Origin of the sequence: Shewanella sp. Isolate13 (assembly GCF_022398325.1) — a bacterium.
GTDB lineage: Bacteria > Pseudomonadota > Gammaproteobacteria > Enterobacterales > Shewanellaceae > Shewanella.
Genome location: NZ_JAKEVD010000032.1, coordinates 15,233 through 28,183, shown reverse-complemented (window position 1 = coordinate 28,183; position 12,951 = coordinate 15,233). Strand labels below are relative to the sequence as shown.

General features: G+C 45.9%; 5 protein-coding genes. 3 read left to right on the top strand and 2 right to left on the bottom strand.

What is annotated here, in order from left to right; genetic code table 11:
- Window positions 1-56 precede the first annotated feature (56 nt).
- Entirely contained in the window at window positions 57-476 is a 420-nt protein-coding gene (locus tag L1D44_RS17200; protein ID WP_239892555.1) for a DUF6491 family protein, read from the top strand.
- Between the two features lie 148 nt (window positions 477-624).
- Here L1D44_RS17200 and L1D44_RS17195 read toward each other — a convergent pair whose 3' ends face one another.
- A complete protein-coding gene (locus L1D44_RS17195) occupies window positions 625-4,455 on the bottom strand; it encodes a S8 family serine peptidase (protein WP_239892554.1) in 3,831 nt (1,276 codons plus the stop codon).
- A 691-nt stretch (window positions 4,456-5,146) separates the two neighbouring features.
- Between L1D44_RS17195 and L1D44_RS17190 the strand changes: the two genes are divergently transcribed.
- A complete protein-coding gene (locus L1D44_RS17190) occupies window positions 5,147-8,800 on the top strand; it encodes a S8 family serine peptidase (RefSeq protein WP_239892553.1) in 3,654 nt (1,217 codons plus the stop codon).
- 318 nt (window positions 8,801-9,118) lie between these two features.
- Window positions 9,119-11,218, top strand: coding sequence for a winged helix-turn-helix domain-containing protein (locus tag L1D44_RS17185; protein ID WP_239892552.1), 2,100 nt, complete (start codon window positions 9,119-9,121; stop codon window positions 11,216-11,218).
- Here L1D44_RS17185 and L1D44_RS17180 read toward each other — a convergent pair.
- Entirely contained in the window at window positions 11,215-12,855 is a 1,641-nt protein-coding gene (locus tag L1D44_RS17180) for a ShlB/FhaC/HecB family hemolysin secretion/activation protein (RefSeq protein WP_239892551.1), read from the bottom strand. The two genes, L1D44_RS17185 and L1D44_RS17180, sit on opposite strands and share 4 nt — an antisense overlap.
- Window positions 12,856-12,951 lie beyond the last annotated feature (96 nt).

Sequence of the window (12,951 nt, the reverse complement as noted above, 5' to 3'; positions counted from 1 at the left end):
TTTGCGCATTCATTAATCGGTGCTAAAGTAGATTGGAATCGTAAGGAGATAAATTTATGCGTTTATTAAAATTAGTAGCTTTATCATTTATTGTGCTTTTAGCGGGTTGCGCTTCGAGTGAGGCGAGTAAAGAGCGAGCGGCAATGTATACTTTTCCTGAACTTGAACAGGTAAATTCCATCGATAACTTTCGTATGGATGGTTGGGAAAGTGTCGACAAATATTCTGTTATTGTGAACTCTCGACCAAGGCAGAGTTATCTACTTATCTTAAGCAGTGGTCTGAACGATCTTAATTTTGCCCAAGGCCTATTGGTGACCTCGACCCTAGGTAAAGTAGAGGTAGGCTTCGACTCGGTCTCGACAGTACAAGATCCTATGATAAAGGCGCAAATAAAGCGGATCTATAAGTTGGAAGATAAGCAGCAGAAAGACGCAATTAAAGCCAAAATAGAAGCTTTTGATGATACTAAATAGTTCGCTTTAACCGAGTGATGAAATGTGAGGTCATGGCTGAGGCCACTTTTGAAAAAAGCCGACCACTAAGTGGTCGGCAAACAAGGAATGGCGCTATGCTCCCATAGCTAATAAGTGCTTTTGTACACTTTTTCTTATTTTCATATGGTTACTTTTTCTTTGCTGTTTGACGGCGATAGCCAAGTAGTCCAAGCAGCAACACCGTTAGTCCTAAAGCGCCCCCGCTCTTTTCTGGTGTCGGCTCGGGGCTAACCTCTTTGGCTATAATGTTAATCGTGGCTGTGGCTGCCGTTGCTGTCTTCAGGCCGTTACTCACGGTCAACTCCACCACAGCGGTCGCATCGGTTTCAATATCTGGTAACTGGATATTAATTTCTGCAGCAGAATTGTCAGCGATGGTGATAGCTGGTCCTGAAGTTTGCACCCAGTGATAACTGAGCACATCGTCAGTATTGGGAGCGGTGCTCTCAATTGCCGAGAGATTCACACTTGTTTGCTCATCGGCAGTGATATCTATGCTATTGGCACCATTAATTCGCGCGACAGGGATCCCCTCCAATGCCACTGGATTGAGGGTTTCACTTAGGCTAATGCCATTAACTGTGTGTGACACTTCAAAGTTCAAGGTCGTTGACATCACTTGAGCAGAAGTATCTAGCACCAGCACAATCGTTTGTGCTTCACTGTTTACTGCTTGGGTGACTTGCCAGCTAAGGTTGCCTTGATCTAGCAGACCAGAGTGACTATCACTTTCGATGGTGAGACCTTCAGGAAGGTTAACCGTAACATCGAATACCATTTCCTTATCACTGGGGTTCGCTGCTAGTTCAAGCGATAAGGTGAGTTTGTCGCCTGTATTGACAAATTCACTATCAAGGGTGCTTGTGAGGTAAGTGGCATTGCGATACAGCTCAATTGGCATTAGGCCGACATTACTCGCGGCATCGGGGCCAGTGCCAATTTCAAGTACAGTGGTATATAAGGTGTCAGACTTGAGTGTTTTATCCCAGTTGAGTACTAGGCCTATATCTTCTCGAGCATCGACTTGTGTTTTGAAATCTACACTAATACTTGAGTCATCTTTATCGATAACGGCAAGTTCTATAGTGATGTCATCTACCGTGTCTGAAGGTGCTGAAGTATCACCAAAATTGTGCACAGCTACGTAGTAACTGCCAGGTTGGGGGGTGTCGACTACGCAGTTCTCTAGTGCGGTTTCTGTGGCGCTCATACACAGCAGTTCAGCCATTTCAAAGTAATCGTCAGGCTTGCCGTTGTAGTTGGAATCTCGGCCGATATAGAGGTCAAGATCCGGTGATGTAGTCTGTTTGATTCGCGCCACAATACGCTTGGTATTCGGTGTGACGTTAATGAGTTGAGAATGGAAAAAGCGGCTATCGTTCCAGACATTAGTCGGCCAACTAGCATCATCGCTATCATCTCGCGGAATAGATACTTCGATACGTTCAACTTCTGCTAGTTCGAAAACAGCAACTTGAAGATCACTACTACCAACGGTTGTGACTCCTTCTATGGCCGCACTATCTTTATTTTTACTGGTTTCAAGATAGGTGGCTTCAGGGAAACTGCCTGCGACAAATGTACCGATTACTGGCATAGCTGACGGGGTTAAACTCCCATTGGAAGGGGTGAGTAGGAGTCGACCCATACCGTATTCTGAGTTGAAACCGTTAGATATGGTGGCATTCACTTCCAAGGTGATACTTTCTCCAGCAGCTAGGCTAAAGCTGCTAGGGGAGGCGCTAATGGTTAAACCATTCACGCTAGTATCGCCGCTTACGGTCCAAGTCGATGCAGAGGTTGCGGTGAATGTACGTGTCCAGCTACAGCTTATCATGCAATCTTGTTGTACGGCCGATGGCATGTTCATTGCTTCAGGTTTGCCACCAATGTCGGGGTTGGCGTCCACGTACTCTTGATAGGTTACATCCATAATTAGGCCCGTATTGAGGGCGTTATTAATACGAATGCTACCAGCTCCCGAGTCAAAAAAGTCTGATGGCGTCACCCCGTCATCTTTGCGGGTATTAAATTCGGCACTCAGCATCAGCGCCGACTGTAGTTGTGCGGGTGTCCACTCGGGCTTAAGGGCTGTCATCAGCGCCATCGCTCCAGCCACATGGGGGCTAGACATAGATGTGCCATCCATAAAGGTGTAAGGAGACTCGGTTTTTTGCTCTCGCCATGGCTGATATTCAGAGTTGGCGGCATAAATCGCTACGCCTGGTGCGGCAACATGAGGGGTTAACCAGCGGTTCATTATGGGCTCTGGTCCGCGAGAGGTAAATACTGCTGCTATGTCAGCGTTTTCGGGAGTATTCTCCATGGTTGAGACGCCAATCGTCGCCATATGATTTTCGCCTGTGGTTAGCCAAGCGGTGAGTTCACTGCCCTGTAAAGCATCGATATGGATTGCTGGTAGCACATGAAAGTCGGCATCTATGGTTTCAGAACCGCCATCCACGTTGACTAATATCATGCCCCCCGCACCGCCAGCCAAAACATTAGTTCCTTTTGATACACGGGCAATTTCGCCACGTTGGCAAACCACAATTTCACCGCTAAAGGTGTTTTCCGCAAATGGGTTTAAACAGTCTGCATCACCAAAATCCTCGGCGTGCACCACTTTAGCTGTGATCCCATTTGTTGCGCCTTTGCCAGATAAACTTGCTAGGGCAAAGTCACCACCATTGAAGCTCACTTCTTTATCGGTAAATCCACGGTCATGGGTGTAGGCGGCAACGGTTGTTAACCAAGGGGCATTACCGGGAGAGCCGACAGTGCCAGCTTCAGGACCAGAGTTTCCAGCAGAGGTGGCAACATGGATCCCAGCCTCTCGGGCGGCTAAAAAAGCCTGAGCATCGGTATCGTACCAAGGGTTACTGGCTCCGCCACCTACCGAGTAATTGAGTACTTGAACGCCATTAGCGATAGCATGTTCAACGGCGAGCGCACTAACATCGGGCCAACAACCCGCATCGGCGGCGCAAACTTGGTAAGAAACAATGTTAGCGTGAGGGGCTACGCCGCTGATTTGACCGAAAGTAAACTCAGCCTTATCCCCCATCACATTGTAGATAGGCACGTTTTTTACTACGTTGCCAGCTGTGGTTGATGCAGTATGGGAGCCATGACCATTATGGTCGATTCCAATCACATCATCGCCTTCGGGAGTATAGTCAGCCAAAACTCCGTCATGGGCCCAGATCCCAATCAACTTATCGTTGCAGTAATGGGCAAGTTCAGAGTCGCTGCAATGGCCTAGGTATACGCCTTCCCCCAATGGGTTGGTATGATCGTAGCCATCGCCACCAATATCGGCAAATGAAGGGTTGAAGGCGCTGATCCCTGTATCGAGAATACCGACGATGACACCTTCGCCTTTGCTGGCTATTCCCGTTGCAGTCCCATCCCAAGCTGAAGGCGCTTGAATGTAACTGGGCCCTGAATCGGTAGTGAGGTAACGTCTTTCTACTTTTTGAACGAATTTAACCCCGTCAACAGTACCGAGAAGCTTGGCTTCCTCTTCTGTTAATTCAGTACTAAAGCCGTTAAGAGCAATTTGGTAATCATTCTGAATTGTCAGCTGGCGCTTGAGGCTCTTTTGCGCGCGATTAATCGTGCTACGTTTTTGCGTGGCTAAGTAGTTGAGATAGTTTTGGCTCGCCGCACTTTGCACATCTAAAGTGCCAGTGCTTTCTCGTTTGTTAGCGTTATTGCTTAGTAAGCTGGTGGCTTTTAAGTTGGCAATATCACCTCTGTAGGTCGCCAGAGGTTGCTCATCAAGCATAACCATGTAGAGATTATCTGTATTGCGCTTGCTAGGTTGGAGTTTATTGCTACGTTGACCGCTGTCGGGGTCAAGTCCTCGACTGTCTAGCATTGATGCTTGAGATGCAGGGACAAGCGCCATACTTAGCGCCGCTGCAATAAGACTTTTCTTATAAGATGATTTCACAGGTCTTCCTCGTTTTTTTAATTATTTTTTTGCGCTGCAGCACTGTGGTAGTGAGAGCAAAATCGGTAGAAGTTGTTAATTCGACGTCAACTTGATACCCCATCAAAACGATTGAGGGCAAATAGCGCTCTACATTTCGACTTCACTTATGCTTCATTTATTTTTCAATTTCTTTTAAAACAATTGGTTATAAAGATTGTTTGTATCTATATGTATCCTTTTATTTCTTCAGTGTTAGGTAAGGATTGCCCCTGCTAAAGATGAGTCAGCTAAAGCGGATGAAGGGAGTTATATTCGAATAGTTCTTGAACAGCTCTTGAATAGTTCTCGTATATCCAAGTGGTTAAAGGGGGAAGGCACAACAGAGAAAAGGTCGGCGGCTAAATGTGGAGACTAGGATGAGTACAAATAGAAAATCACTGAGCCATTGAGTGAAACCTTGCTTTTTCAACTGAGTTTTCTTTGTCAATGCTGTCAGGTTAACCTTTTGATTTGTAAGGGAGTGAAGATAAATAGAAAGAGAAAAGAAACAAAATCAAAGGCCGAGTGCTTGTTGTTTAGCCGTATTTAAAAGAAAACCATAGAGGTTAGCGTTAATGAGTTGTTATTCGGTCGAGGTGAGATTCCTAGTCGGCCTTAAATGTATGACTTGAACAATAAAAATAATGTCGCAACTTCTTAGGGAAAAAATATGTCATTTAAAAAATCTAAACTGGCAACATGCATTGCACTGGCTGCGATGGTTCCTGCATCAATTGCCATCGCACAAAACTCAGATACTTTACCCGCCTTCAGTACACAGGCTCAGAAAGTGCAACGACTGACTTTCAATGTCTATCTTGCAGATGTCGGCTCACTGACTAAGGCCACTTTAAATAACAAAAAGAAATTCGCCGAAAGTCTTAAGCAGGTTGAAGCCAAGCAGAAGACCGTACTTAACGATATTCTGGCGCTGGATGGCAATATTGAAGTGTTACCAGGGGCGAAAATCTTTGGTAATTTTGTGCGGGTTCAAGCCGACGCTTCTTATGCAGAGAAAATTAAGGCTATCGCAGGTGTAAAGGCGGTTATCGCTGACACAACCACTGCGGTAGCGCCGGTCAATGCGATGAGTAAGCCAAGCGCCAATCCTGCTTCAACTATGACAAAGGCACCAGCTTTAGTCGATGACGTAACGGCGGGAGAGGGCGTTAAGGTCGCCATTATTGGCACAGGGGTGGATTATACTCATGTGGGCTTAGGAGGAGATGGCGAGGCTGCAACTTACGGAGAGGCGATGGCCAATGCCATGAATACCTTTGATGGCTTCCCAACTGATGTTGTCGTTGAAGGGATGGATTTAAGCAGTGATGCCGGCTGGGGGCTGGATCCAAACCCAATTGATCAGAATATCTATTACACCCGTGATTACGACGGTGCGACTCATAATACTGGCCATGGAACACGCCTTGCGAGTGTGGTGCACTCTCTGGCTCCAGGGGCAAAAATTGCCGCTTTTAAAACCTCAAATGTTTCAGACCCATATGGTTATGGTTATAGCTTAGCACCTGAGAGTAGCAGTACCTTTATGCTGGCTTTAGAGTACGCGCTAGATCCTAATCAAGATGGTAGTTTCGATGATCGTGCAGATATCATCGTCGTTGATGCTGTCGGTGGCAGCGCATTTTATGCGCCGTCAGATAATGGGATCTCGAGCCCTGTTGTTGAGGCTCACGCCATCGAAATGGCATCGGGTTTAGGGACTTTGGTCGTGGTCAACGCTGGTACGGGTGGCGAGTGGTTTGATAACCGCTTCAATATGACTTGGCGCGGCGCCGCACCTAGTGCGTTGACGGTTGGCGGCATGAGAACTGATGCTGATAACAATATGCAGGTGACCGAGAGCACTCCCCACGGCCCTGTGCGTGGAGCCAATGGCTTCTCAAAGCCTGATATGGTGAGCTACGCCGAAAATATTGATGTTGCAGTTGTTGGCGGCGGCGATCAAACAGATACCGAATCGCACACCGTAATGGCGGCTGCGCGAGTGGCTGCCGCAGCGGCAGTGCTTAAATCTAAGCGTCCAGAGTTATCTATGGTGGAGATCAAAGCGCTATTGATGAACACCGCCGATAACAATGTTATGAATCTCGCTAATGAGCAGGCCGATCTTGTCTTGATAGGTAACGGTGTTGAAAACATCGATGCCGCTATCAATTCATCGGTGGTTGCTTGGGAGAAAAATAGCTATCAGCCAAATTTAAGTTTTGGTTTTGAAGAAGCTGCGGGTCTGCAGCGCTTTGTGAAAGAGGTTCAGCTTAAAAACCTCGCTGAGGAGACGGTTACCTATGAAGTCACTATGACGTCTATGGGCAAGAGCGGTGATTCAGCATTGAGTTGGGATGTGCCTACAAGCGTGAGTGTACCAGCAGGGCAGACCGTTATTTTCCCAGTGGTACTGGAGATTGATTTTTCAAAACTTGATAACTGGCCGATGAAGCAAGGCAGTGATCTTATATCGGAAAACTGGTCTAAAGTTGAGCTTTCTGGTCAGCTGCAGCTGTCAGCAGAGGAAAAGCCAACGGTCAGCATGAGCTGGTTGGTAAAGCCGAGGGTAAGCACTGAAATCAGCCGAGATTTCACAACGTTAAAAGTTGAGCATGGCACTGATTTTGCGGTTAAATTCAGTCCTGAGGCTGGCGCATATACTCAGCAGTTTACTAATAGCAGTACAACTGAAACTACTTTTGCAGTATTCCCAGCCATGTATCACCAGAAACAGCTTCCAGAGGGTAAAGAAAATACCCAAGGCAATATGCTAAGTGCAGTTGGTGGTGGAGTCTACGATGAAGCCATGTGTACAACGGGTAAGAAGTTAGTGGTTGCGAGTCGCTTCTTTAGGCCAAACGATGCAGGCATGGCTAATCACTTCGATAAAGGTGGTGCAGCCTTATTATGGTGGAGCGTATATCAAGAGCAGTTTGTCCTCGATAATGAGTTAGATAAAGGGGTCATTAATAACCCTTATGCTTGGGATGAGTCTTCTCAAGTTGTTATGGGGGGCTTTATTGAGCCCGATGAAAATGGCTCTCCAGCGGCTTGGTATATCGACTATAACCAAGAATATGACTGGACCCAGCCTCGTAAGCGTTACATGCAATCTAAGTTACCAACATTGATGACGGGTCATGGGCAAAATGTCGTCGCTCAATACTGTTTGGAAGAACTTTTCCATAGCGAGAGTATGGACAGTGTTGAAGATTTAGATCAAAACCATGGTTGGATTTTCGCCACTGACCGTGATGCCGTTGCTGATCTAGGTGAGCCTATCATCCAATATAATCCAGTTAAATACGGCAAAGTGAAGATTGAAACGTATTTTGACTGGTTTACTGGCGAGATGAGAGAGATGGAAATTAAAGGTGGGGGATTACCGCTCATCTCACGTTTGGTTGCCGAAGGAGAGGCGAAAGATTACCAGCCTATGATGACTCTCGCTGCTGGTGAAACTGTTGAGCTTAGTATGGCTAGTGAATGTGACTTTACTTTTGGCATTGGTGGTTCAGGTGGTTGTGATAATCACGGCATGATGCTGATGAGTTTGGATGATAATTGGGGCATGTTGTCCCCTATGGGTCAAGGTCGATATTCCTCAATGGCTCACCCACTGGATGGACAAGTCCACAGTGTAGATGAAGATGCTGAAATAGGTGCAGTTGTGGCAAAGATTCAGCTTGATTCTGAAACCTTTTTTGCCAGTGCTAATTTTGAGCATGAGTCGTCCCCTTATAGCCTAAGCCTTGCAAATGCGATTCCTGGCGATCCATTCATCATCAGTGACCAAGGCGAAATAGTCGTCAACAACACTGACGCGCTGGACTACGATGTCGGTAATCTTGGTTATACCCTTGAAGTTATCGCTAACCAAGGTAACGCCTATAGCGCAGTGTCTAACGTATATGTGGCAATTAATAACGTTAACGACATTGCACCTGAGCTAGTAGGAGAGATGCCTGCTGTGACACTTGCAGAAACCGATGCTGTTGAAATTAATGCATCCGAGTATTTTATTGAAGCAGAGGGGGACGCCTTAACCTATAGTGCGACAGGCATGCCTGAAGGTATGAGTATCGACAGTGTTAGTGGCGTGATCACGGGTCATGCTTCAGCGGGGAGTGCTGGTGAATACAGTGTGGTGGTCACCGCCGATGATTCGGTGCATAAGACTGAAGCCAGTTTTGTGATGACAGTGAATGCTCCCGTTACTGCTGAGCCAGTTCAAGATAGCAATGATGGCGGAAGTTTGGGTTTGAGTTTATTAGGCCTATTTGCCTTGCTTGGCCTACGCCGTAAAGTGCGTCGCTAAAGACTCATTAATGTCATAGGAGATCTCCTCCTTTTAAAAAGAGAGCATCAAAGATGCTCTCTTTTTGTATTTATAAGATTACAAATTGATACAGCGAAATATAGCTATTGCCGACATTGCTTCAAGCTGCTGATTGTAAAAGGGGATGGCTATAGCCATTTGGCAGTTAGATTAGATAAGCGTTAACTATAGACAGTTTTTTAATCTAATTAATTAAGTTGGCACTAGATTAAATGAGTCACCTAGATAAGATGTGTGTTGCGCAAAAGTTAAGTTTTGTTGTTTTTTATAAGTATCTGGGGAGTGTCGATAGTCAATATGATTTCGTTACCACATCAAAAATATCAGATTGGTCAATGTATCGTTAATTGCCACGATATGACGATAAGTAAAGGAGCGCTAAAACTGACTTTGCCCGCCAAAGTATTTGAGTTTCTTAAATTACTGGTATTACATGCAGGTGAAACCGTCACTAAAGAAACCGCTATCGAGCAAGTTTGGCTTGGCAACATAGAGGTGGGAAAGCGAGGTACTGGCAATGCGATTTGGCAGCTGAGAAAGACGATATCTGAACTTGGAGAGGAGCCGGAAGCATACTTTAAGACCATTACAAAAGTCGGTTATCAGCTACTCGTGACGCCAAAAGCGGTTGAAGCCCCATCTCAATCTCTCAGCCAAGAGACCCAGTCAATTTCATCTACTCAGAAACCTTTGATTAAAGCCATTGTCTTTGCTGTGTTTCTACTTATCTTAATGCTAGGTGGATATCAATTTTATCCATTTACATCTGAGGTTAAGCAAGAGGTATTGGTCACTCCCGAGCGTATCACTAACTTCGAGGGCGTTGAGGAACAAGCGGCTATCTCGCCAGATGGGCGCTTTATGGCATTTCAATGGCGCCGAGAGCAGAAGAAGGCGCAGATCTACATTAAAGACTTGAGTGATGACACCGCGCCATTGCGACAGGTATCGATGAGCGAAGATAAAGAAACTTCACCAACTTGGTCTCCTGATGGGCAGGCATTGGCATACTTTAGGTTTAACTCTTCCGGGGAGTGTGAGCTTCACGTACGTGAGCTGATTACTAACCAAGACCGCTTACTTGATACCGGCTGTATGAGTCGCGGATACCTGAACAGCTTAGATTGGTCGCCCGACGGGCAGAGTCTAGCGTATGCAAAATCTTTAAGCGATAGAGTTGCTGTTTTTAGTTATGAGTTACACAGTAATAAAATTACCCAGCTAACAACACCTGAGGTTGGCGAAGAAGATCTATTGGTCAGCTGGTCGGCAGATAGTACCGAGTTGGCGGTAGTGCGTGCTGTTGAACTAAGCGCGCGGGTTTTGATCCATTCACTGGTTGATGACACCGCTTTAGAGGTGATCTCTGGTGAGTCGATGATTATTTCACTTGAGTGGGAACACGAAAACAACTTGCTATATTTTAATGCATTGCGGGAGGGGAATTTTGTCATTGAGCGATACAGTTTTGCGACCCAGTCGGTTCAGGATTTTCATCGAGACGATACGATCAGCAGTTTAGTCATCAATGACACAACCCAAAGCTTGTATTATTCGAGGCATATTTCACAGGAACACATCACTCTGCGTTCGTTAACGGATGGTCATATTTTAAGTCAGCTGGCTTCTTCGTCTCGCGATATGTTTGGCCAACAGTTTACTGCAACTGGAGAGTTACTGTTTTTATCTAACCGCAGTGGCAGTTGGGAGCTATGGTTGAAGCAGCAAGCTGGCAGTATACAGCTCACCGAGAAGCAAGGTCTTGTGGGTGTACCAGCAACCTCACCAATAGATGACCGATATGCCTTACCCTTAAAACCCAACGGGGCTGACCATTATATGCTGTATACCGGCAGTTTAAGTACGAACCAATTGAATGTGATCCCCCAAGCCCTAGGGGATATACGTAACCCATCATTTTCTATGGATGGGCGTAAGATTTATTATTCATCGAACATCGATGGTAAATGGGGAATTTATCAGTATGAGATAGATTCCCTGAAGGTGAAGAGTATTGTTGGGGAAGGGGCTAAGTATGGAGTCGAAGATAATTTGGGAGGCCTTTACTACAGTAAGGATAATACTCCAGGCCTTTTCTATCAGCCAAAGCTCGGCGATGAAGTGTTAGTGACAAACGAATTAGCAGTGGCAGATTGGGGCAGTTTCTTTTATCAAGACGGCAAGCTGTACTTTTTAAAGCGCAGTGATAGCCAAGATCTATTGGTGCGTTTGGATAGCCACTGGCAGCCTGAAATTGTTTTTTCACTTCCCGCGATGAGCATTCGTGGGGGACGAGCGTTAGCTAAAGCTGCTGATGGAGCTTTGGTTGTGAGTATGCTGGGAATCAATGATGCTGATATTTATCGGATTTCATTGGCAGATAGTTATCTTCTTTAAAAATGGCTTTTAACCTGAAAACGCCACTCCCAGCTGTTGACCTCGGGGCCACTAGTGTAGGGCAGGCTTAAATCGATATGAGCGACATTACCGTAGCTCGATTTCGATGAATAAATCCGAGCACCAATGCCGATACTTCCAATAGGTGAAGACACTGCATTGTTTTCATCTGAGCCGCCAAATGCGTGGCCCACATCGGTAAAAATCGCCCAGCCGAGTTCGGCTAACTGATACAGATTAATGTTAGGGTAGTTACGCAGTTCGGCGGTAAAGGTCCATTGATGATCGCCATACTGGTAGTCATTTGGGTAACCTCGAACGCCCGTCTCATCACCTAGGGCGAATGGCTCGTCCAAGTAGTTATTTTGAGAGGTGCTGAGCCTGAGCTTTGAGTAAGCTGTCCATTTTGGGGTGATATGGTAGAAATACTCTGCAGCGAGATTTATTTGATAGAAATCATTTTGGCTCGTGGCAAACACACCTTTAGCGTCCATCTCTAATAGAATCAGTTGTTCATCCCCTTGATAGCCGCGGCTAGAACGCCAATCCAAATGATAGCCGATGGGCGAGCTGTCATTGAGATCCCGAGTCTCGATACCTAGCTTAAAGTAATGCTGCCAACCTAAGTTAAAGTCTTCGTTGTTACTAATCAGGTACACATTGTTGAGCACCTTAAAGTCATCCTGTAGATATTGATAGGCAACCCAAGGGTAAAGAAAATCCCTATCCTGTGGCAGCTCTGAATTTGGATAGCTATCAATATGATCAAATTGGTGGCGATCTTGGGTGATCCCTGTGATAACTCGAGAAAGTTGTTTACTGTCACGCTCAATTAGCCAGCCGAAGCGCGCATTGTTATAGGCCACAGCATGCTCAAACTCATTAATATCTTGGCCGTTTTGTTTAAGGGTGTCGACACGCAGATCGTCTAAGTACTCGGCCGAATACATATAATTACCGTCTAAGTTGTAGAAAGGCTTCTCAAAATAGACATGTTTAGCCTGACCATCGCTGTTATCGTAAAAGCTCGCGGCGAGGGTTGCGTGTTTGATGAACTGGATAGGGGTCTCTACCGCAAAAAGATAGCCAGTTCTTTCTTCGTTTGACTGATACTTTACACGGGTACGGATACCGTAGCCGAGTAAGTTATCCTCTTTGAGGCCGATAGAAAACTTACTTTCTCCGCCGCTATGGCTAGCGCTAAAGGTAGGCAGTAGTGACCAGTTATCCCAGGTTTCAACCAGAATATTTTCACCTTCATCGGCGAGATCTGCATCGGCAGCCGGTTGAGAGAATGTGACCTTGGCATCTCGGATATAGGCTTGGGAGCGCAAAATTCGCTGTGCTTCCTCAAGGTCTTTCTGACTGACCTTATCACCCTCATTGAAGCTGAGTTTATCGCGGATCACTAGGTCCCGAGTATTGATATGCAGGTAATTGGCCCAGCGATGGATAAAGAAGGTTTCAGGGTCAGATAGATCGAAGATGTCATTACTCTTGATCACAATATTCTTGGTTTGCTTCTTTTGTTCGTAATCTTCTGGGCGCTCGTTATCCGATACTTTGTTTTCAGCCGAAGCAGCACCCGATTGGATGCTAAAAAAGAGCGCTAGTGCTAGGCCGAACACCCGTCCCATAGATTGAAGTCCTCCTTGGCTAGAATCGAAAACAGGCACAAGATTACATCTAATAACAGATGCTAAGTGTCGATTAGTCAAGTAATAACAGGCTGT